The following is a 23852-nucleotide window of genomic DNA, read 5'->3' on the forward strand; positions in this document are numbered from 1 at the left end:
CGGAATCGTTTTCTGACTTTCTAAAATAAAGTCTTAATACTGATATTATAGCACAGAATGAGTGTCTAAAAATTGAAGTCGTTTTCTTCTTGTCTTTGCTTCAACTGAAAAATCCACAAAATCTCTTTGTATAAAAGTAACGAGCCAAATATAGCACTGCAGTCACAAGTGATTATATTCACAAAAAAATCAAGTGCTTTTTGTATGAATTTGGTTTGACAATGTGTAAAATTTGTGACATATTATTTTTCGGAAACGTTTCCTAATTCATTCACTTTTATAGAGGCAATGATCATATATTCTTCAAGGAGATGACAAACATGCAAGCATTGAGATGGCATGGAGTAAAAGACTTACGATTGGAAAACATTGAGCAGCCCGCCGCTCTGGCAGGAAAAGTAAAAATCAAAGTAGAATGGTGTGGCATTTGCGGAAGTGATCTTCACGAATATGTAGCAGGACCAATCTTTATTCCCCAAGATGCTCAGCATCCATTGACTGGCGAAAAAGCACCGATCGTAATGGGACATGAATTCTCTGGACAAGTCGTCGAAATCGGCGAAGGTGTAACCAAGATTCAGGTTGGCGACCGTGTCGTTGTAGAACCGGTTTTTGCATGTGGAGAATGTGATGCATGTAAACAAGGCAAATATAATCTTTGCGATAAAATGGGCTTCCTCGGTCTGGCAGGCGGCGGCGGTGGATTTTCTGAATATGTCGCAGCTGACGAGCACATGGTTCACAAAATTCCAGAAAGCGTATCTTTTGAGCAAGGCGCATTGGTAGAGCCTTCGGCCGTTGCTTTGTATGCTGTTCGTCAAAGCCAACTGAAAGTCGGCGATAAAGCTGTAGTATTTGGCGCTGGTCCTATCGGATTGCTGGTTATTGAAGCGTTGAAAGCTTCGGGCGCATCTGAGATTTATGCAGTAGAGCTTTCTGAGGAGCGTAAAGCTAAAGCTGAAGAGTTGGGTGCTATTGTGCTTGATCCTAAGACTTATGATGTGGTGCAAGAGCTGCACAAACGGACCAACGGTGGCGTAGATGTAGCCTATGAAGTCACTGGAGTACCTCCTGTGCTGACTCAAGCTATTGAATCTACTAAAATCAGCGGACAAATCATGATCGTCAGCATTTTTGAAAAAGAAGCTCCGATTAAACCGAACAATATTGTCATGAAGGAACGCAATCTGACGGGTATTATCGGCTACCGTGATGTATTCCCGGCTGTTATCAGCCTGATGGAAAAAGGATATTTCCCAGCCGACAAGCTGGTTACCAAACGTATTAAGCTTGAAGAAGTGATTGAGCAAGGTTTTGAAGGTCTCCTGAAAGAGAAAAATCAGGTTAAAATCCTGGTATCTCCGCAAGCCTAATTTAGAAAATAAACCAGATGTCTGCTCTATGCAGACATCTTTTATTATAAAACCGGATTGCACGGCAAGAGTCCATACGGAATTAAAAAGACAAAACAGCGCTCTCCTACTGTGGCCTCTGCCGTTAAGTGAGAATAGCGCTGTTTTATTATAATCTAGTTTATTAAGTTACATTACTTAGTTACATTTTTCAGAACATCGTCAATCATTTGACTGTTTGCAATTGTACCTGTATACAACCAGCTGGAATCCTTGCCAAAATCGTATACATTGCCTTCTTTAACGGCTGGAATTCCCGCCCATACAGGATCTTTTACAATATCTTCTTTACTTACGTTTTTGCTGTTCACGATAAAGACATAATCCGCATCCAGCTCGGCCAGCTTCTCCAGCGATAAATTACTCCAGTTCGCCTTAGCCGTTTTGGAAATCTCCTGTACGACTTGTGGAATCTTGAATCCCAAATCCTTATACAATACATCACCGCTGGATAGATTCTGGTTTACGACATACACGTTTTTATCCGTTACCCATAATGCCGCCGCAGTTTTTTGTCCCACCGTCTGACTCAGCTTGGCTTTAGCCTCTGCTGCTTTTTTGTCGTAGTTGCTCAATGCCTGCTTCGCTTCATTGCTCTTATTCAGCACCTCACCCACGGTCAGCAGCTCTTGACGCCAATCATTGTTCATATTACTGCCTACCACGTAGGTTGGAGCAATTTTAGAGTATTGATTATATTTGTCGCCTTCCACCATGCTCGCACTGTCCATAATGATCAAATCAGGCTTGAAGTTCAGAACCGCCTCAAACGGAAGATCTGAAGCGATGGTAGGAACATCCTTCAGTTCTTTTTGCAGGTAAGCTTGAACTGAATTTTTACCCACCGACCATTGGGCTACCGGTTTAACACCCAACGCCACCAGATGATCCTCCAGATAAGAAGCGATCACACGTTGAGGCTGAGCCGGAATCTTCACCTCATGCCCGAGTGCATCCTTCAGCACCCTTTCCTGTGATGTTGGTTCCGCTGATGTATTATTGTTCCCTTGCGAAGCACCATCGGTTGCCGTAGGACTGGATGTGTCTGAGCACGCGCTGAGCAGCAGGGTAAAACTAAGCAATAAAATAAATGCCATGGAATGCTTTGCGTTTCTATTCATTCGTAAAATCCCTTCATCATAATTTTGATAATGATTATTATCCTCAATACCAGTATGCAGGGCGCCACTTATCGAATCAATGGAACATTCGGACATGCTCAATGGATTATCTAGACGTGTATCTCCCATAAAAGCAGATGAATATAGGCTGTCCCGATAGTGAACCGGGGATACGCCAGTATATTTTTTGAATGCTCGGCTAAAGAAATAGACATCCGGGTACCCCACACTGACAGCAATATCCTGTAAAGTGGCATCCGTCTTCCGCAAAAGCTCCTTCGCCTTGTCCATTCGCAGTTGAATCAAGTACGTAATCGGGCTACAGTCTGTTTGTTTTTTAAATAACCGGGTCAGGTGCCGCGGACTACATTCCAATAATCCGGCCAAACGTTCCAGCGTAATGGACTCCGCGTAACAATCCTGCATAAATCGAATGGCCTGTGTCACGATACCCCGCGCAGAAGTTCGAGCCTTCGGTTCCTGCAATTGCCTCATACATTCATATGCAAAATCATAGAACCGACCCTGAGCCTGAATCTTGGATAGCGCCTCTTGATCCTGCCATGCGTACTTCAGTAGTTGAAGCTTTTGATACAGTATAACCGGATAAGGCGGTGAAAAACCATGAACTATCGAAGGATGATTATACACCGTATGTCCCGATAGTGAAGTCGCTTTATATAGTACAAGGATATATTCAATCCCGCATTGCGAGGGTTTCATATTCAGTACAAAGCCTTTGCTGCCATGCAGTACGTACCCTGAATGTGGCGTATCCTTCCAATCACCATCCAAACGCACGCTACCCTGCAATACAAATACAAAAGCCTGCGCTGGAAGACGATACGGTTGAAGCAACTCTTCTGGCTCCAGTCGAATATGCCGGACATCCATGACACGGATCGACGAGTGGAGCCATAAGGACAGCAGCTCGTTCAGCTCGTCAGCCTCATGCTCCTTACTCGTCCCGGTGTGGGAACCTGTCTGCTTTTTCCGGTCCTGCTTCACTTGTCAAGGCCTCCGCTTCATAAATATCATACTTTGTATCCAAACCAACCTCATTATATATCATCTTTTACTGCGTCTACCATGAGACAAATATTCCTGCACGAAACAAAGTGAATATACCATTTCCATGGTACAATTTGTATAATACAAGATTTAAAATACATAGGGGGTTTGACAGCATGAGCGGTCCCAACGTTGCATTGAGTACAGGAGCTAATGCACCATTCGGTAAGGAAGATACAGTGCGGGTCACCATTACATGGAAGCATGCACCTGCCGAACTGGATGTTAGCTGTTTTATGGTAGGAGCAGACGGAAAGGTTTCCTCAGATGACTATTTCGTTTTTTACAATCAACCCGCTGACCCGCACGGCCATGTACGGTTACAGCGTCCAAATGACAGAACCACTGAGTTTACTGTAGCGCTCCAGGAACTGGAACGAACCGGGGTGGAAAAATGTGTGTTTGCGGCCACACTGGACGGCCCAGGTACTTTTGCCGATGTGGTCGGCTGCTCAGTTACTGCTCAAGGCAAGCAATCCCATATCACCTACAGCATCACCGAAGCCACCAGTGAGACATCGCTTGTGCTGGCAGAAGTGTATCGTCATACGTCTGGCTTCAAGCTTCGCGCAGTTGGGCGTGGTTTCAACGGAGGACTAAAGCCGCTTGCCGAAGCTCATGGTGTGACCGTGGAGGAAACGGAATCGCCAGTGGATACCGTTCAGATGAACATCCCTACATCGGCGATCTTAAGCGCGGTAGGTGCTAAAGCTGGCGGAAAAGAGACTGCCCCCATTAACGCAAGAATTAATCTGCACAAGCAGAATGTACAATTTTCACTGAAAAAGAAAAAAATAGACCGTGAAAAAGCACGTGTAGCGGTTGTATTCGATGCTTCTATTTCTATGTTCAAATTGTACACGGGTGGGACTGTGCAAAAAGCCTGCGAACGTGTGTTGGCTGTAGCCGCCTGTATGGATGACGATGGTGAAATGGATGTATGGTTTTTTGCGGACAAAGCCAAGCGTGCTCCAAGCGTCACAGAGAGGAATTTCGAGAATTACATTCATAGGAATTATGCTGAGCCTAGTGAAGATAGTGAGCTGGGGTGGGGCAATAACGAGCCAGAAGTCATGAAGGATATCATACTTAAATACACAAAAGAAGATCCCAACGACATGATCCCGACCTACATTATCTTTTTTAGTGATGGAGGTATTTATGAACAAAAAAAAATAGAACAGCTGCTGATTAAAAGCTCAAGCACTCCGATTTTCTGGCAATTTGTAGGTCTTGGTAAAGCCGATTACGGAATTCTTCGAAAGTTGGATAAGATGCGCGGCCGCGTAGTGGATAATGCTGATTTCTTTGCCTTGGATGACTTCGACTCGGTGACGGACAGCGAATTATACGACCGTCTACTGAACGAGTTCCCTGGATGGCTTAAAAAGGTACGAGCTAAGAAAATATTACGAAGCTAGCTCCTAGAAGCTTGTATAATACGCGATTTTCTTCAGTTTGTCCTCTATCGATTTCAATCTCCCTACCAGATCCTATTTCTTTCATTTCCTAATTGGATATTTTCATGTAGTATAAGTCTAATTGAAGTAAGCCTGTTTGGGCCATGCTGAAGCTATACATTATATGAAGGAGGATTTCATATTGAAATCAAATGAAGCAACTTTGCACAAAAAGCTGCTCCCACGGCATATTACCTTTATGGCTATGGGTGGAGTCATCGGGACGGGTATTTTTAAAGGAAGCACCGAAACGATTAGCTTGGCGGGACCAGGTGTTATTCTATCCTATGTCTTCGCTGGACTCCTGCTCTTGGTCGTTATGGGCGCAATTGCCGAGATGGCTACCGTCTATCCCAACATGAATATGAAGGATTTTATTCGCAAAGCTTTTGGAGAACGACTGTCCTTTATTATCGGCTGGTTGTATTGCTTCATGTGGCTGGCCGTCTGTATCATTGAGGTCATTGCTGCGGGAAGTTTCCTGCAATATTGGTTGCCAGATGTCCCTCTATGGGTACTCAGTTTAGTGAGTGCGGCTTTCATTATTGTCGTCAACATGCTGAGTGTCGGCGGTTTAGGGGAGCTGGAATTTTGGCTTGCGGGTATTAAGATAGCCATGATTATTATCTTCATCGCCTTGGGTGGCTGTATACTGTTCGGGATTATTCACACTGAAACTCCACCTTATCTAAGCAACTATGTGCAGCACGGCGGATTTCTACCCAATGGCTGGTTGGCTATCTTTTCAGCGCTGCTGGTCGTTACCTTTTCATACGGAGGGTCCGAGCTGATTGGACTGACGTTGACGGAGACAGAAAACCCGGAAAAGGTGCTGCCTAAAGTGGTTAAAAGCTTCATTCTTCGCGTTGTTCTGTTCTACACGTTGCCCATTCTCATTATTTGTGGCTTGATTCCCTGGAACCAACTGGATACGAATACCAGTCCGTTTGTACAGGTATTGTCTTCTGTAGGGCTTCAAGGCTCGGCTCATGTCATGAACTTTATTCTGATCACTGCTGTACTGTCTGCCGCCAATTCGGGGATTTACGGGGCTACACGTATGCTGCATTCGTTGGCGGTCAATGGAGAAGGTCCTAAATCACTCGCTCGCGTATCTTCTAATGGGGTTCCAGTGAATAGTCTCAAATTCTGCGCTGTAGTCCTGATTGTCGGTTCCATGGTTGCTTATATCGCTCAGGACGGGCTGTTCCGTATTTTGATGGCTGTGCCGGGCTTCGTCGTGCTGCTCGTCTGGAGCTGCATTTGTCTGTCCCAATTGAAATTGCGCAAATCTTATCCAGTGGAGCCTACTTTCAAGATATGGGGATTCCCTTATGTAACGGCGATTACAGTGGGATGCCTATGGATAATCGCGGTTCTATTCTTGCTTGACCCGCAAAATCGCATCAGCATTAGCGTGTGCGTGGCTTTCATGGTATTTCTGGTCATTTGGTCTTTGGTGAAGTTCCGGAGAAAGCAGGCGTAAGCAGCACATGATTCAATCGTACCTGTTTCCTGTTTCATATGCCTTTCTTGCGTTTCCTTTTGCTGCGTTATTGTTCACACTGCCTTTCCTAATCGTGCAATATCGCAGGCATGGCTATATTCACAAGGCTAGAGCATGGCTGCTTTACCTGATGCTTTTATACTTGATGAACGCCTTCTTTCTGGTCATATTACCGCTTCCGGCATCGCGTCATAATGCTGCATTAACCGGGGGAGCGTTGCAGTTAATGCCCTTGCAGTTCGTTCAAGACATTATAAGAGAAACATCCGTCTCACCCGCTCATCCCTCCAGCTATGTTCATTTGCTGAAGGAGCGTGCCTTTCTACAAGTCGTTTTTAACGTTGTGATGACCATGCCTTTCGGTATGTTCTTACGTTATTATTTCCGTGCACGATGGGGATGGTGTCTGATTCTGTCTTTCACCCTGTCCCTCTTCTTTGAGGTGACACAGCTGACAGGATTATATGGATTTTTTGACCATGCGTATCGTGTATTCGATGTGGACGATCTGCTGGCTAATACATTGGGCGGTATGCTAGGCTTTCTATTAGGCGAATGGTTTTCACGCTTCCTGCCTCGCTTGGAGCATCTGGACAAGCATTTGGACATTACGACCAAACGGGTGTCCTATACCCGACGGGGTGTTGCCTTTTTCGTGGATTCTATCCTTTGGGCAGGGTTGCTCAGCATTATGGAGTCCATGCATGTATCTGCTGCTTTCTGGGTTTCCAGTGGAATTTACTTTATGGTGGTTCCTTACCTGACAAATGGACGAACTCCGGGGAAGTGGCTGGTACGCATTCATCTGATAGGGAGAGGAAAAAGAGTTGCCCTGTGGGAGCTCATTAAGCGCTACAGTCTCTTGTATTGGTTGTATTTTGGACTTAATTACGTACTAGGTGGATCTGTACTGGGATCTCATCTGTCTCCTTGGATAAATGTTATGATCAGCCTTGTGCTGTTGGTGATGAACGGATGGTTCTTTTTCCATCTAGTCATACGCCTATTCAAGAAAGCACCGTTATTTTATGAGGAGCTTAGTCATACTTCGCACCAGATTATATGGCCCAAGCGCTACCATCCTACTCAGAATGACCCCGCTGACCCAACACAGACGTCGGGAGCGAATATAGTACAAAAATAACCAGAGGATCGACACGTCATCAAGCCCCGGATCTGCATTGCATCCTGGCGAATAAAAAAACAGGCGAAGCAAAGGGATGTGCCTTTGCTCCGCCTGTTTTTATTTTGCGTATATTTTTATGTTGCATATAGATATAACTTAACTTATTTCCACTGTGCAATTTGATCAATAGGTAAACGTGTGGAAGGATGACCATCGTTGATTCCTTTACCCATGGAAATGAGCATAACAGGGACATAACGATCTTTGTCCAGACCAAAGGCTTCAGCAATTTGATCCTTCTCATAACCGCCGATAGCGTTGGTGTCGTATCCATGAGCGCGCGCCACCAGCATAAGCTGCATGGATACCAAACCACCGTCGATCAGGACCGTTTCTTTGTTCACAACGGGATCAAGCGCTGCAAAGTGAGCTGCTACTTTTTCCTGTTGCATTTCTTTAATGTCTTTTGGCATATAGCCCAGTTCTACAGCTTCTCCGAAAATTTGTTCGAAATTATCAAAGTTGTTCAAATCTCCAAACACAGCGATCACTGCCGAAGATGTCTCCACTTGACGTTGGTTGAAACGGGCCAATGGTGCCAGTGTGGCTTTACCTTCAGGGCTGTCAATGACGAGGAAACGCCAAGGTTGCAGGTTAATGGAAGATGGTGCGCGTGTAGCTTCTGTCAAAATCTCAGTCATTTCCTCACGGCTGATCTTCACGGACGGATCGTATACTTTTACCGAACGGCGTCCCAGGGCGATTTCTTTAAAATCATTCGTTTTTACAGTACTGGATGTATTCGTATTATTCATTCCAATCTCTCCTTATCCCTCTGTGGGTATAGTAATGTTAAAAAAATGTTGTCAGTCCATATCGGATATATGACTATTCATCACTTGCAGCATATCAGCTAGCTGGTGCCGCTGGGTCTCGTCGAAGCTCTGTAGCATCTGAGCTACAAACTGTGAACGCTCCTGCTTAAAGATGACAATGCGTGCACGCCCATAATCGGTCAGGCTTACCAAGGTAACCCTGTTGTCCTCTGGCTTTGTGCGTCGAGTGACCATTTCTGTCGCTTCCAGTTGTTTCAAATGGCGTGTTACGGCTGCAGCGTCAATGCCAACCTCTTTTTGCAACAGAGTTTGACTGATTTCCTTCACTTGATACAACTTGCACAATAGTTGCAATCTGGATGCGCTGACTCCTGCACAACGCTCAAACTTGGAGCTAATCTGCTTGTTCAGCAACAACAGCATGTCAAAAATATACTCAGGCTCGGATGGTGTCTGGGTGATATCAATCTCTCCTCCCTTAAGCATATCGCTGGGCTTCATGATCCAACCTTTGATCCATCAATTATTGATCTATCAAGTAATATACATCCTCTTTAAAAATAAATCAAGTCCCTGATAAAAATAAAGTGTCTCATTCCAAATTAAAGCTGAGCGACTCACACAGAGTCGCTCAGCTTCAATATTGCTTTTATTAGCTAGGTTATTCAATCATTGTACAATAGAGATAAGGAGTTGTGCCGTTGAGTTAGATAATCCCGTGAGACAGCATAGCATCAGCCACACGCACAAATCCTGCGATATTGGCTCCGACAACCAGATTGCCCGGCACGCCGTATTCCTCAGCCGCCTTTACGCTGTTAGCATAGATATTTTTCATAATATCATGCAGCTTGGCATCCACTTCCTCAAAGGTCCAAGACAGACGCATGCTGTTTTGTGACATTTCGAGCGCCGACACGGCTACTCCACCTGCATTGGCAGCTTTGGCTGGCCCAAACAGAACTCCATTGTCCAAAAACACTTCAATGGCCTGTAACGAGGATGGCATATTGGCACCTTCGCCTATAGCTTTTACGCCATTGCTTACCAGCAATTGGGCTGCCTGCTCGTCAATTTCATTCTGAGTGGCGCATGGCAGTGCGATGTCGCATGGGATCGACCAGATCCCCGAACAGCCTTCTGTATAGATTGCGCCTGGACGTTCTTGCGTATACTCGCTAATCCGCAGACGGTTCACTTCTTTCAGCTGCTTCACCAGCTGCAGATCGATACCGTCTGGATCATAGATGTAGCCATTCGAGTCACTACATGCCACCACTGTAGCACCGAGTTGCTGTGCTTTTTCAATCGCATAAATGGATACATTCCCCGATCCCGACACGACGACACGCTTTCCTTCAAAGGACGATCCCTGAGCCTGCAGCATCTCGTTTACAAAATACACACAACCGTAGCCGGTCGCTTCCGTACGTGTGAGACTGCCTCCGTAATGAATTCCTTTGCCCGTTAGGACGCCGCCTTCATGTCCTCCGCGAATCCGCTTGTACTGCCCGAACATATAGCCAATCTCACGTCCGCCTACACCAATATCCCCTGCCGGAACGTCGGCATCTGGACCAATATATTTATACAATTCCGTCATGAAGCTTTGTGTAAAACGCATCACTTCGTTATCTGATTTCCCTTTGGGATCAAAATCTGAGCCGCCTTTACCACCACCAATGGGAAGACCCGTCAATGCATTTTTGAAAATCTGCTCAAAACCCAAAAACTTGACGATTCCCAGATAGACAGACGGATGGAAGCGAAGTCCACCTTTATAAGGCCCTATCGCACTGTTAAACTGCACACGGAAGCCACGATTGACCTGTACAACCCCCGCATCATCCACCCAAGGTACTCGGAAGGTAATGACCCGCTCCGGCTCCACTAGCCGTTCCAAAAGCCCCTGCTGCATATACTTAGGGTGCTTAGCCAATACCGGAATTAGCGAATCCAATATTTCCTTGACGGCCTGATGGAATTCATTCTCATGAGGATTGCGCGCGATAACCTTCTCAAAAACGGACTGCACATATTCGGCTGCTGCTTGTTGACTCTGCTCTGGACGGATCATGGTCATTACTTAATACACCCCTTTTATAATTAGCCCCTCTGTTAAATGACGGAACGACTTGATTCTGCACCTTTGAGAGTGGAACCTTATGTATTCATAAAATTTAGTTAACTATACATGATTTTTTATAATAATACAGCAAATTCGCCTATAAAAGATTTTTGTATCCTTCATTAAATAACTCTATGAACCTCTCATTGCCTGTTAGTTTCCTGAAGCTAAATCCCTTGATTTACGGGCTTTTTTCACGATTTCTAAGGCCCAAACACCTTACTCTATATGGCATTATAATGTGAACAAATTCAAACTAATACATACATCATATCTGGAAAATATGGATATAAAAAAAGAGGCTGCGCACAGGGCGTAGCCTCTTTTCCCATTCTGTTACACATAAAAGGCTTCAAGCTGACGCACAATTTCTGCTTCGTCATGCTCTACCACCTGCTGATGCTGCGGCTTGGAGAACAATTGTTCAATTGGCGCCGGGAACTCCTGCTTGATGTCCACCAGACGGATCGCTTCATCGAATTTGGCCGGATGTGCTGTTGCAAAGGTCACACATACTTCGTCTGCGCCATTATACGCCTCATACGCGGCAATACCACAAGCTGTATGCGGGTCGAGCAAATAATCGTACTCGGCTTTGTATTTTTTGATCAGCTCCAGACACTGCTCATTCGAAGCACCCAGCGCTTCAAAATCCTGCTGGACACGCTTCAAATCCTCTGCACCGATCACAATCCGTCCCTCGGTTTTGAGCTTATCCATGTATTCAGATACCTTGGCCGCATCCTCCCCGAGGAAGTAGTACAGGTATCTTTCGAAATTGCTTGCCACCTGAATGTCCATGGAAGGACTGTATGTGCTTTTGAAATCGCCCGGTTGGTATTCGCCAGTCTTCACGAAGCGCTCCAAAATATTATTTTCGTTCGTGGCAATGATCAGCTTATGGATGGGCAGACCCATTTTCTTCGCAAGAAAGCCGGAAAAGATATTGCCAAAGTTGCCGGATGGCACGCTGACATTGATCTTCTTCGTACCCGCAGACTCCTGTGCCCGGAAATAAGCATAGAAGTAATATACGGTTTGCGCCAAAATGCGCACAAAGTTAATTGAGTTAATCGCCCGCAAATGATGTTTGGCTTTGAAATCCAGATCGGCAAACAGGTCCTTAATGACCTTTTGACAATCATCAAAGTTCCCTTTTACGGACAGATTCAGTACATTCTCATCGTCTACCGTCGTCATTTGCAGCTCTTGTACCTTGCTCACCTTTTGGTGTGGGTGCAAAATACAGATTTTAATTCCTTCCTTGCCGCGCACGCCCTGAATCGCTGCTGCCCCGGTATCGCCCGAGGTTGCACCCAAAATGTGAATGATTTCATTCTGCTTTTTGGACACGTAGGAATAAAATTCCCCCATGAATTGTAGCGCCACATCCTTGAACGCGAACGTAGGCCCGTGGAACAGCTCCAAAATAGATAGGGAATCGTTGATCTTCTTCACTGGCGTAACTTCTGGATGGCGGAAGCTTGCATAACTGCGCTCTACCAGCTGCTCCAAATCTTCACGAGGAATCTCATCATTGATATACAGCGCAAAAACTTCCAGCAGCAGCTCTCTGTAGCTCAATGTCGCCCATTGCTCCAAAGTAGCTGCCGACACGGTCGGAATCTGCTCCGGTACCATTAGACCTCCATCGTCAGCTAACCCCATGAGCACAGTATCAATAAATCCCTTGGCTTCTACTCGACCTCTAGTGCTTATATATCTCATATACATCCCCCAATAAAAATTCAATTCGAACCTTTTTTCGAATATATTATTGTCTATAATACCCTGTCGCGGTGCTGTAACCAAGCCTTTTTTTCATATTTTAAAGACTTTCTCCTACTTTACCATACCCCGATGCATCAGGCATCTATCATTGCTAGACAATCAGAACGTCAGGAACAGGTCGTAAGTCTGAAAAAAAGCAGGCTGCTTCAGCCATTAGGAGCCTGAAATCGAGAGTGCAGCCAGCTTGAGCGAAGGAGATGTGCAGCTTCCTGTAAAACGCAAATCGTTGCCCACTTCCTCTACCTGCTGTAGTACGTCAAAGAAGTTGCCCGATACGGTAATTTGATTAACCGCTCTGACCACTTGCCCCTGCTCAATCCAGTAGCCCAGACAAGCCAGCGAAAAATTACCGGACGCCGTATTCGTACCTGCATGCAGCCCTTGCAGCTCAACGATCATCAGCCCGCGATCCATCTTGCGAATCATGTCTTCCAACGAAGACGCGCCTGGAGCCACGTACAGATTATGATACGACACCCCGATTTTACCGTTATAGCTGCCTTTGGAAGCATGAGAGGTACTCTCCACCCCAGCCTTACGGGCCGTCTTGCGGTTATGGAAATACGTCCGCAGTTCTCCATCCTTGATGATCTCGTTGCGGCGGGTCGCACTGCCTTCCGCGTCAAACGTGCTGCCTGCCGGAACATTCTCCATTAGCGGATCATCAATCAGTGTGATATGTTCGCTTGCCACCTTTTGTCCCAGTTTCCCAGCCAAGCGTGAAAAGCCTTTATCCACCGACTCCGCAGAAAATACCGACGTATACGCAGCCAGCAATTGCGCTGCTGCATCATGACGGAAAATGACTGGATAGTTATCCGATTGGATCGTGTGCGCACCCAGCTTGGAAACCGCCTCTTTTACGGCTTTATGCGCCACATCCACAATATCGATTTCCTCCACGCTCCGCAGGGAATAATCATGCCAACCCCCGGTAACGGTCTCACCTTGGTCTGCTGCAATCACATACACATAAGCGGTCGCCAGACTTTTGTGACGATGGCAGTGCAGTCCTTTGGTATTCACAATCAGGACCTCATTCTCACGAATGCTGACCGAGCAATGCCGAGCCATCACAATCCGTGGGTCTGCGGCAAGCGCTGTACGCTCCATTTCTAGCGCCGCTTCGATTAGAATCTCAGGAACTGTGTCAGCCAGCGTTGAGGCATAAGCAGGCTGCTCAGGGTAGCTCTCAGAGCCTGCAAACAGCTCATCCTGCTCCTCGCTCTCCAATATGTCCGCGTTGCTGCGTGCTTCTTCCAATAAGAAGTCGATCACATCCGGTTCCAGCTTCTCCGTAGAGGCATAGCCCATTTTGCCGTTAATGACACCACGGAAGGAAAGTCCGCCATTTTCAACGATGGTATATTGGTCAATTTCTCCCTTCAGTACCTTCACCGAGGTAGAACTTCCATTTACATAGTAGATTTCCATATCCGCGTAGCCCATTTCCCGACCTTTCGCGAACAACGCTTCCTGAAATTGCTGAATATTCATCGCTATTCCCCCTTTCGTCCGCCGACGGTCATTTCGGATACTCGAATCGTCGGTTGTCCGCAGTTCACCGGAAGACTTCCACTAACCGAGCCGCACATCCCCTGACCATGATCCAGATTGTTGCCGACCATATCAATATTTTGCAGGGTTTCAATCCCTTTGCCGATCAACGTTGCGCCTTTGACCGGCTCGGCAATTTTACCATTGCGAATCATATAAGCCTCTTCGACTGCAAAATTAAACTCGCTCGTCGAGGTATTCACCGAACCACCGCCCAGCGATTTGGCATAGATCCCGTACTCTGTATTGGCAATGATCTCTTCACGGGTAGACTCGCCATTCGCAATGAACGTATTGTTCATACGAGATGCAGGCGCGAATTTATAGGACTGTCTTCGTCCTGACCCTGTCGCAGGTACACCCATCTGGCGCGAGCCCATGCGGTCAATCAGATATCCTTTTAAAATGCCGTTCTCGATCAGTACGTTGCGCTGTGTCGACGCTCCTTCATCATCGATATTGAGCGAGCCCCACGCATTTGGAATCGTTCCATCATCTATAGCTGTAACGAGCGGTGAAGCCACCTGCTGCCCGATCTTATTGGCAAACACGGAGGTTCCATGGGCCACTGCCGTAGATTCCAGCCCATGCCCACACGCCTCGTGGAAAAGAACGCCGCCGAAGCCGTTCTCAATTACGACAGGCAGTCTGCCACTAGGCGCATATCCCGCTTTGACCATTGTGGACGCAATCCGAGCGGCGTGTCTGGCATTTTCTTCGATATTCAGGTTCTCCAGAAATTCAGTCCCAGCATACGCTCCCGGCCCACGGAACCCGGATTGTCTATGCTCCCCATCAGTCGCAATGGCGCTTATTCTCATGCGTGTATACGTGCGGGTATCCTCCACCAGCAGCCCGTTGCTATTGGCGATTAAGATGTTCTGGATCGAGTTGCTAATCCCAACAGAGGTTTGCGTGATGGAAGGATCGTATTGGCTTGCCGCCTCATGCGCCCGTCTCATCATGTCGATCTTGGCACGTTTCTGTGAACCGTCAGGGATGATCGCAATTGGATGTTGGTTAGGGATGACATGGGGATGAAGTGTAATCGTGTGTGTACCTGGTGCTCCACCGCCACGAATAGCCTTGGCAGCCGATTTGGCCAGTCTGATCAGGCTCTGTTCGCTCATATCACTGGTGTACGCATACACCGAAAAGTGCTCCTTCATGATCCGAATGCCAATCCCAAAATCCCGGCCCGACAGCGCCGTATCCACGACGCCCCCAGTCATACCCAATTGTCCATTGGTGCGGTCCTCGACGAACACCTCTGCAAAGTCTCCGCCTGTCTCCAGCGCGGCTTGCAGCATATCCTGAATCTGTGTTGGATGTATCATCACGTTCCTCCTCGTTTTTGCCATGTTACATATTGTACGTCTAAGCGATCAAGATCATATGCGGGTTCATGTTTATTTCCCATAACTTTACTATACATGATGTTGGGAGTGGGTGTAACTATCTGGGCGTAGGGTGATTGCGGGGGGAGTGAAGATTTATGCGCGGGGGAGGGAGGGATTGAAATGAGAAAACCCGATCAGACCGAGAAGGGTCATGTCGGGTTTTTGAGCGTTTTGATTACTGGGTGGATTGAGCAAGTAAGTGCATATGAGGCCGCTACGTAGACGGATCATTCTTCCGATCGCTGTTGCCCCAGATTTTTTTTGATTATATTTTAGCGGTAAAAATCCGGGTTTAAAGGCGAACGCTGCGCTTCTTCAGAACGATTCCGCCCCCTCCGCTGCTATGTTTGGGTTTGCTTCATTCTGTTCGCCAAAATACTTTTTTTCAAACGAACTTTAAACAGTTCTCTTCGTAAATCCAGTTCCATGATATGAAGATGATCGGCCGCTTCTTTGACGGTTTCCATGTGCAGTACACTTGCCTTTTGAGAAATGATAGCTAGCGCATCCCAAATGAGCTTTGTGCATGTTTTAAGTCTCTCTATGTGTTCGTCTTCCTGCTGTACCAAACTTTCATATTGCTCAGCCGTATTTTCAGATGGGTTTGTATGTTCCACGCTCTTTAGTATCTTGGGTTGGGTATCCAAGTTATCATCTCCTTTTTATTCAAAGTGTAGCAAAGGATGATGACGGATGTGGTACGTAGATACGTAACAATGAGAGAATAATAGTGAGCGACCTAGAGAGCAATTCAGGATGGAAGAATTAGGACGGAAAATATCGGGAGAAAATAAAGAATAAACTTATGATACTCAAAACCCTTGTACAGTAAACATGCAATACTTCACATATGCTGGGTAATCAGTGAGAACACCCCCGATACGATCTATCCTTACGACTACAAAACTTAGAACTGACCTCATAGGCTGGGTTAAAATAAAATATCTTTAAGAGAATGCCCTATGTCTCAAGATATGGGAGAACTTTGGTGATGTTTTTGCTATGGCAACAAAAGTGATTACGTATCTTCCATTCGGCGGGAAAACCTTGTACTTATCGAGCATCTTGGACTTATATAACAGTGAGATTGTGAGACTTAGAGTATAGCAGGTAAACAAGACAAGTCTTTTATTTTGGATAAGTTGCACCAACTTCCAAGTTCACCTAGCATATGATCCTTATAAAGGATCAAGGTAGTGTGCACATATCTCAGACCTACCAGAAGGCAGTCAAAGGATAAGGCAATACCTTTAGCATCTCTGACATGGAACGCCCGCTGATAATGCCCCCATCGAATTGTTTCATTTCTACACTTAAGTCTGAAACATTCTATCTCGATGCCTAACTTGTCAACAACGGCAATCGTTGTATGAACGGGTTCGAGAATATATTACCTACTATATCTCAACTCATATTCAAGCGAAACTAAATTACCAGTCACCGATGGGTTTCCGACGGCTGGCTGCGTAATTTGTAAGGTATTTTGGTCTCTGCCTCACAAATAGGGGGTCCCCCCCCTTTACGGATGTCAGGCTTTTATTTTGAATTGAATAAGCACTTTCTACACTCATACTTAAGCTAAGGGAAAATATAGACAATGATGATGAGTTAGATAAATCATATACACATACTAACCATCTTCCATTTGAAATTTCGTATAGAAAATACTGCACTGCCTCTGAAATAATAACAAGTTTTAGATCTCTAAAATCTACAACTACAAATATTCCGATTTAATTTTATTTAAACCCATTCTAAGAAACAACTTGCGTTCTTTTATAAAATTGAAATAATAGATATAAAATTAATATTTTTAAATTTATTCCCATTCTAACTCATGAGAATCAATTAAGGTTAATTCATCAACAAAACCTTGGCGTTTATAAATATTATAATATTGTTTTAATATAGATAATCTTTCTTTTATTGCATTTAATGAGTTTGCGCCTTGTTGATTTAACCTATCATATTCATTTAATATAGGATTTAATCGTTCGAAGCTCATCTTCCGATTATTCATTTTAATCTTCTCAAAACTATATATAAATTTTCTCAACTTTTCTGGATTTTTGTCCCAATTATCTCTAATAAATAAATAATAAATTGGTATAGTCGTTTTTTGTGTTAATAAATCTTCTATCCCCTGGAATATTACGCTCATAAGTTTAAGTCCACTTATAGTTCTAAGTATCACTTTATCTATCTCTTCTTTTTGAATTTTAAATGTTTCTACAAATTTATCTAGATTGGTTTTAGTAAGCGAAGACAAGACATCACTATATTCTAACAATAAAAGTTTTGTAAGAAGTTCCTCATATGAAAACCTAGAATTTTTAAACCGTAGCATACTAAAGAAACTATGTCTTGATACAATAAGTTTTATTTCCCTGTTAAGATATCCTTCTTTAGCAAGCCTTTTCTCAGAATTATTTAATGCAATCCCTTCATTTAGTCGTAAGAATAATTCCCTAATCTTTTCTTCATCGTTGGTTATTATTTGAACTACGTCTAGAGTGTATCTATCTAAACGATCAACTATTTTAGGATAATTTACCGCTAGATAATCATAGCTTTTCCCTGATATATCTCCAGATTCCACGTCATCTAAAGTAAAGTCTTTAGAAAGGGGAAATTTATTCTCAATAAAATCAAAAATACATTGCAATCTTTGTTTACCGTCAATAATTGAGTAGAGATATTTATCATTTAAGTTCCATGGTTTATGAACATAGAATTTAGGAACATCATATCCGTTAATTATTGAATCAATAAACAGTTGTCTTGCATTTACATCCCACAGTCCACTTACTCTCTGATAAGGAGGATCAAAGTCAATTTGTTCCTTTCTTCTATACCAGTCTAATATTGATTGATTAGACTCACTTCTAGCAGGTATTATTTCAAACATCTTTTAGCCCCTCCTCAATACAAATTAAATTCTTTGGAAATCTCAGATGAAAGATTTTCTAAGGAAGGATATATTGAATTCTGCGTTAAGCCTAATTTTCTAAGCTCATCCTGGATTTGAGCTATAAAATTTTTATCAATTTCTATTGTAGTGATAAAATCTCCTAGTTCAGTTAGATGTTTTAATGAGTGCTCTTCATTAGGTCTTGCTGGAAAAATCGTGAATGCCCCTTTCTGAGCAACAATCCTTATATTATTTAAAGGGCCCACGCATGCTAGAGGAAATCTATAGTGATTGTTACCTCTCAAACTAAAAATATTCACAACTTCTTCCATGATTATATTTGGAATAAACTTTTCAGGTTTTTGATGGGTTCTTGTAAATTCATTATTTAATTTATACGGCTCCAAACAGTACACTACTGCATTATAATCTTGGCCTTCGATACGGTTCATTACAGCAAATGAAAGTGCAATCAGGGCGTCAGACGTCCAGTCTAATAGTCTTGTTGGTATACCATAATGTTGCATTACAAAAAGCCATTCAAAATAGGAACTAGGGACTTTATCCAGAAGAGGAATAGCTCGTGATTGAAATCTAAAATATATACTTTCCTCTAATCTTAGTCCATTTTCTTGTCGAACTAATTTGGGTACCAATCTTTCATAATCTTTACCCTGTCCGCGAAACCATAGTAAATCTTTCCCCGAATAGAGATTCTGGACTTTCTCTAAATAATCAATTATTGATGTAACTGGGGGAATAATACTTACAGCCGGGACTGTATTTGTTCCTACCATATTTAATTTATCTCTCCTTTATAGGTAATTCAAAATTTACCAATTAATTTCTATCTTAAAATCCATGTTTCTCGGGTTTTATAAAGTCATGGTACATTTACCTGTTTGAGAAACAGACAGGAAGATGTAGAGATCAAATATCTACTCTTCAGAGATAGTCCACTCTTCGTGGCTATCAGATCATCTTATAAAAAGGACTCTATACTCACTTTAGCTTTTAATTAAATTTTATTCATAACCATTCCTCGGGGATCAATGCATCATTTCCATCTCTCCACCTCGCAACCACATGTATGTCATGTTCAGCGCTTTTCCACGTAATCTCATCAGCGTGTTCAATTACTATAATTTGAGTGGAATAGTTATTAAGAGTTTTTAAACTTAAATGAGTAGACAGCGCAGTGAATATTTTTTCTACTCTAACTACATCTTCTTGTTTAAACTGCGGTATCTGTTTTTTTTCAATTTCATCGTTTTCTTTTGTGTTTTCGTTTTCGATAACTTTTTCAGGAAAATATACCTGACTGGGCTGGTCTATTACTAAAAAATGAGGAACAGGATTCCAATTTAACCCTTTAAAGAACTCATGCAACGCAAGCATCGTAGCAATATGATATCCCATCCAATTTGCACCACTACCAATTTCCCACAAAAAATCTTCTCTTTTACCAGAGGTCTTCCTTAACGTTAAATTAGTAATATCCAATGAAATAGGGTGATCTGCATCTTCCACTCCAAGAAAATCAGCATATCTATTTATTTTACTAGATATATTTTTTAATGCTTCTTTCAAATTCATCTTAATTTGTTGAGGATTTATTTTTTCTTTTAAGATATTTATCTGCTTTTCAAGTTCTGTCACTTCATCTTGCAAATTGTGATCTTCATGAACAAATCTATAATCTTCTAATGCCTTTTCTAATCTTCCAACAAAACGAAAAACCTCTTGCTCTGTTTGCCTAATTTTCCTAATTTCCTCTGATTCTACTTCTAAATTATTTTTCTGTTTTCTGATGTTATTTAGAGATTTTTCTAGTTCGCTTAACCTTGCTCTAATTTTTACGATTTCTCTATCTAACATATCGTAGGATCTTACAATGTCATTCGAACTTATACTAATTTTAGTTTGATAATTATATAGCCTATTAAGTTCTTCATAAGCGCTACTGTTCTCAGAACCACAGAAAATACATGTAGTACGAGGTTCCACCAATTTTTGAAGCCAGTTAGTTGGTTGTAATCTTTCCTGCTGTTTTTCTAAGGAGTCATGATAAAGCTTCTCAGATTCAAAAAGCCTCGACATCTTATAGAGCTTTTGTCGAAGAGTTCCAATTTCACGAGATAACTCTAGTTCTTCATTCAGAAGTAAATTTAATTCATTAACAGCACTGTTAGTAGCCTGACTTTCAATTAAGAAAATTTTGGAGCTAACTAATTGAGGAACTTCCTCTAGATATTTAATATAGACTTGAGTCGACCATCCAATCATAAAGTCTGGAGCATTTGGAAGTAACCCATACTCTTTTGCTTGTGAGTAATAACTTTTCACTCTATAAATCCAATGTTCTGTAGTACGTTTAACTTCATTTAATTCTTTTATCTTTTTAGAATATTCCTGTTCAAGTTCTTTTAGTTCTTGCCTTAAAATTAGGGTTTCTTTATCTAAAGCACCAAGTACTAACGGGAAAATATTTTTCAAACGCTCTCGATTATCATAAGTATCAGCTTTATAAAATAGTGTATACGGATTAGCAACTATATGTTGAGGCTGAAATTGGAATGCGGAAAAATCTCTGAAACTTGCTCTTTTCCCTGCAGCATTCTCATCAAAATCGTCTGCCAAAGTAAGATAAGGCAAAGCGGCAATCTCATTTAATCTGTTTTTAAGAAAAGTTACATTTCTTTCTGCCGTCGGCCTAGGTAATTTGTCAGTTTCAACATTTTCCCTAATAAAGACTTCTGAGCTTTGACTATGGACTCCTGGTTCTTTTCGAGCAAATAAAGTCTTCTTTCCTTCAACACTAACAACAATTCCAAACCACTCAGTTTTTTCTCTAATTAACCCAACTGGGATTGTGCATTTGGAACTTCCAAGGCAATAATCAATAATTGGTATTATAGAAGATTTACCTTTTTGGCTGTCACCTGTGATTACATTTATTTTGTCTAGTTTAAATTCTAGATTCCTTATTTTTTTGCTAGAATCTCTTGGCCATAAAATAATATTATTAATCTTAAAGTCCATATGTTAAAACCTCACTTTTAAAAGCTGACATAATTCGTTGAATTCAATAGTTGCAAACCAATAGCCAAAACGTTTTGAAGCAGATAATATTTTTTTTATAGACTCTGCGTAACCAAGATTAGAGGTTCCCATTCTAATAGGAACAAACTCATAACTATTATGCTGATACATCAATAATTTTCCAGAAAGGCATAGATTAAGTGATTTTAGTGAGAGTGCTGACATATCTTGCATACGTTCTTGTAAACCTACAAAGAGAGCTTTATCATCATTTAATGAATTAAAAAGCCCTCCTTTGAATTTCCTTTTATATACTGAATTTGTAATGGACTCATTATAAATTAAGGGTAGCACTAACATAAGTGTCGGCAAATCAATTCCTCTTTTTTCTTCCAATGTTTTATAGTACTCTACTGAAAAAGACCAAAGAGCAAGTGAACCCAACGCAATATTTTGAACCACTTCGTATTCATCTAAATCAGTCAAGTTTTATTCTCCTTGTCCAAGCAGCATTTTATATTCAGGATGCCAACCAATTTGTAGCTTATTATTATTAGCTAATCTATGATAACTCCCTCTGGTTAAATAATATTGCTCTGTTGGTTGATCCGCTAACGGCTCTCTATGATCTAATGTTTTTGTCAGAATACTAAAACCCATATCTGCACCAAAATCGTTTATATCATCGCATGTTTTCTGTCCTCTTTTATACTTACGGTTAAATTCAGCAAAAATAATTTTCCATCTTTCAAATAGATTTTGATCGAATCTATCCATTTCCTCCTTAGTAATGTTCCCTTGGATACTCAATCTTGTTCTTTCATGTTTACACCTTAAGTAATCCTCAATTGAATCAGTAAGTATGTCATTATCTTGCTCAAGTGCTAGTATATAAAGTTGCCTTACAAAAAGTTCGTTGTATTGAGCTTCTTTATCGACTAAAGAAAGTGGAATTAATGAATGGTCCGTTTCAACAAATGTCTTAAGCTTATATCGAGAAATTATTCTTTGGTAATATTCTGCAAAAGTGTCTCTTGGTAACCAAGCTGGTTTGTCATTTCTCCAACAATTCATTGCAAAATTATGCACCCATCCGAGTAACGAGTCGTATATCTCTGAAAAAGGTAAACTTTCTGGTATAAGTAATTTTGATCTCATCTCTTCTTTTAATCCGTCGCCATAGCTATTAGCATTCCCATCGCACAGAACAACTTTTTCAATCAACATACTTATAGTTTCGCCATCATACTCACAAACCTTCTCTGCGTAAACTTTTACACCAGTGGGAACACCCAAAGCTATATTCCTTAAACTTTCCACACAATTAGTGATCTCCTCTTTAGTTTGAGCAGTAGCAATTGACTTTACTATTCCGTCCTCAATAATTTTATTTGTAACCAAGTGAAACTCAGCGTTTTTCACATCTATTTCTTTGCTTGAAATTGCTTTTAACCAAATATGGAGAGTATTCCACAAATCTTTACTATGGTTACCAAACGGTATATTTTTAGAAATAGAATGCTTATCTTGTTCATACACATTATTTTCATTATCGCTTTTGGCTTGTTTCACAACATCATCTTCTGTCTCAATCCCTATTTTCGCTCCACTTTTGCTATTTACTAGCCAAAACAAGGCTCTTTCGGGTTGGAAGAGATATCCTGCAAGGCTACCGGGAGCTACGTGCTTTTCGTGCTTATCTTTCAGATTAGAAATGACAATCCTCTCCTTGGCCTTTAAAAATAGTCCGTTAAAACTAAAATTCAAAAAAATAAACCTTTTGAACTAGTATCTATTTTCGACATTATGTAACATTTTCCTCCCGAACATATGTTTTACTTTGAATACATTTTTATTAGGCTTCCCCAATTTGATTTTGTGTAATTAAAATTTAGTCAAATATCCCCCCATATTGTTTACTTACAAACAAAACAGAGCCATATATAGGCATATTTACGAGGCTTTTTCAGCAAAAATATCTTGAAAGGTTATTAGCTTTAATCAAGTGCAGAGAAACAGAATAGCTAGTTATTCAAATTACTTCATCCACATCCTACTACTTTAGAACTACTTAAGGGTTACAAACAGTTAGTGTATGAAGTGAAATCATCTTAAAATAAGCCCCCAACAAATTAAGCAATTAATCTCATAATCAACTGTTATTTCTATAATATGTTCACCTAAGATTCCTCAACACATGCTCCAGACATATTACAAACATTTACTTTCACGTATGCCAAAACGACGGAAAGGATATTACTTACTCTACTTAAAGCTTGCCTCCCACCTCTCTTACTTCCAAAAATGCAAATAGTAAATCTCCCAACGAATGGGTCATTCTGTAAACTAAATCTCGCTTTTAACCGATAAATACATATGCTGGGTTGTTTATTAAATATCACCTCCTGCCCCTTTTTAGCGTACAAACCTTGTTATACATATTTATATGGACTCACTGTTATACTCATCTGCGGCTTCTTTAATCAAAAG

18 protein-coding genes are annotated in these 23852 nt (G+C 42.1%); 5 read left to right on the top strand and 13 right to left on the bottom strand.

Features of this window, described 5'->3' with window-relative positions; genetic code table 11:
• The first annotated feature begins 320 nt into the window (after positions 1-320).
• Positions 321-1373 (top strand): 2,3-butanediol dehydrogenase, encoded by a 1053-nt coding sequence (locus tag MKY75_RS17705; protein WP_029515549.1) that lies wholly within the window; start codon positions 321-323, stop codon positions 1371-1373.
• A gap of 173 nt (positions 1374-1546) precedes the next feature.
• Here MKY75_RS17705 and MKY75_RS17710 read toward each other — a convergent pair whose 3' ends face one another.
• Positions 1547-3541: an AraC family transcriptional regulator gene (locus tag MKY75_RS17710; RefSeq protein ID WP_340886131.1), complete on the bottom strand. Its 1995-nt coding sequence runs from the start codon at positions 3539-3541 to the stop codon at positions 1547-1549.
• 179 nt (positions 3542-3720) lie between these two features.
• Here MKY75_RS17710 and MKY75_RS17715 point away from each other — a divergent pair, with 179 nt between their 5' ends.
• The 3 genes from MKY75_RS17715 to MKY75_RS17725 all read left to right on the top strand — a co-directional run bounded on the left by MKY75_RS17715 (position 3721) and on the right by MKY75_RS17725 (position 7715).
• Positions 3721-5025 (top strand): VWA domain-containing protein, encoded by a 1305-nt coding sequence (locus tag MKY75_RS17715; protein WP_165149698.1) that lies wholly within the window; start codon positions 3721-3723, stop codon positions 5023-5025.
• Positions 5026-5206: 181 nt separating this feature from the next.
• Entirely contained in the window at positions 5207-6550 is a 1344-nt protein-coding gene (locus MKY75_RS17720; RefSeq protein WP_165149696.1) for an amino acid permease, read from the top strand.
• 7 nt (positions 6551-6557) lie between these two features.
• Positions 6558-7715 (top strand): VanZ family protein, encoded by a 1158-nt coding sequence (locus MKY75_RS17725; protein ID WP_165149694.1) that lies wholly within the window; start codon positions 6558-6560, stop codon positions 7713-7715.
• A gap of 143 nt (positions 7716-7858) precedes the next feature.
• Here the strand turns inward: MKY75_RS17725 and MKY75_RS17730 are convergent, their stop codons facing one another.
• From MKY75_RS17730 to MKY75_RS17760, 7 genes are all read right to left on the bottom strand, one after another.
• Complete coding sequence (locus MKY75_RS17730) at positions 7859-8512, bottom strand: nitroreductase family protein (protein WP_069010473.1); 654 nt, start codon at positions 8510-8512, stop codon at positions 7859-7861.
• Positions 8513-8563: 51 nt separating this feature from the next.
• On the bottom strand, positions 8564-8956 hold the full coding sequence (locus MKY75_RS17735) for a MarR family winged helix-turn-helix transcriptional regulator (protein ID WP_029515555.1): 393 nt from the start codon (positions 8954-8956) through the stop codon (positions 8564-8566).
• A gap of 283 nt (positions 8957-9239) precedes the next feature.
• Positions 9240-10616, bottom strand: coding sequence for an NADP-specific glutamate dehydrogenase (gene gdhA, locus MKY75_RS17740; protein ID WP_165149692.1), 1377 nt, complete (start codon positions 10614-10616; stop codon positions 9240-9242).
• A 381-nt stretch (positions 10617-10997) separates the two neighbouring features.
• Positions 10998-12389, bottom strand: a complete 1392-nt coding sequence (gene thrC / locus MKY75_RS17745; protein WP_165149690.1) for a threonine synthase — start codon at positions 12387-12389, stop codon at positions 10998-11000.
• A gap of 216 nt (positions 12390-12605) precedes the next feature.
• Positions 12606-13949 carry a TldD/PmbA family protein gene (locus MKY75_RS17750; protein WP_165149688.1) on the bottom strand — a complete coding sequence of 448 codons (1344 nt, stop codon included), beginning with the start codon at positions 13947-13949 and terminating at the stop codon, positions 12606-12608.
• Between the two features lie 2 nt (positions 13950-13951).
• Entirely contained in the window at positions 13952-15346 is a 1395-nt protein-coding gene (locus MKY75_RS17755) for a TldD/PmbA family protein (protein ID WP_165149686.1), read from the bottom strand.
• 404 nt (positions 15347-15750) lie between these two features.
• Positions 15751-16056, bottom strand: coding sequence for a hypothetical protein (locus MKY75_RS17760; protein ID WP_185156361.1), 306 nt, complete (start codon positions 16054-16056; stop codon positions 15751-15753).
• A 679-nt stretch (positions 16057-16735) separates the two neighbouring features.
• Between MKY75_RS17760 and MKY75_RS25620 the strand changes: the two genes are divergently transcribed.
• Positions 16736-16879, top strand: coding sequence for an IS3 family transposase (locus tag MKY75_RS25620; protein WP_425312629.1), 144 nt, complete (start codon positions 16736-16738; stop codon positions 16877-16879).
• Positions 16880-17228: 349 nt separating this feature from the next.
• Here MKY75_RS25620 and MKY75_RS17765 read toward each other — a convergent pair whose 3' ends face one another.
• The 5 genes from MKY75_RS17765 to MKY75_RS17785 form a co-directional block, all read right to left on the bottom strand.
• Positions 17229-18317: a DUF262 domain-containing protein gene (locus tag MKY75_RS17765; protein ID WP_164964584.1), complete on the bottom strand. Its 1089-nt coding sequence runs from the start codon at positions 18315-18317 to the stop codon at positions 17229-17231.
• A 14-nt stretch (positions 18318-18331) separates the two neighbouring features.
• Positions 18332-19117 carry an FRG domain-containing protein gene (locus MKY75_RS17770; RefSeq protein ID WP_164964585.1) on the bottom strand — a complete coding sequence of 262 codons (786 nt, stop codon included), beginning with the start codon at positions 19115-19117 and terminating at the stop codon, positions 18332-18334.
• A gap of 232 nt (positions 19118-19349) precedes the next feature.
• Positions 19350-21362, bottom strand: a complete 2013-nt coding sequence (locus MKY75_RS17775) for a DUF3732 domain-containing protein (protein WP_164964586.1) — start codon at positions 21360-21362, stop codon at positions 19350-19352.
• Between the two features lie 3 nt (positions 21363-21365).
• Positions 21366-21848: a three component ABC system middle component gene (locus MKY75_RS17780; RefSeq protein ID WP_164964587.1), complete on the bottom strand. Its 483-nt coding sequence runs from the start codon at positions 21846-21848 to the stop codon at positions 21366-21368.
• A gap of 3 nt (positions 21849-21851) precedes the next feature.
• On the bottom strand, positions 21852-23129 hold the full coding sequence (locus MKY75_RS17785) for an ABC-three component system protein (RefSeq protein ID WP_165149684.1): 1278 nt from the start codon (positions 23127-23129) through the stop codon (positions 21852-21854).
• Positions 23130-23852: the final 723 nt, after the last annotated feature.

It is taken from the genome of Paenibacillus sp. FSL L8-0663, from assembly GCF_038008125.1.
Taxonomy (GTDB): Bacteria; Bacillota; Bacilli; order Paenibacillales; family Paenibacillaceae; genus Paenibacillus; species Paenibacillus polymyxa_D.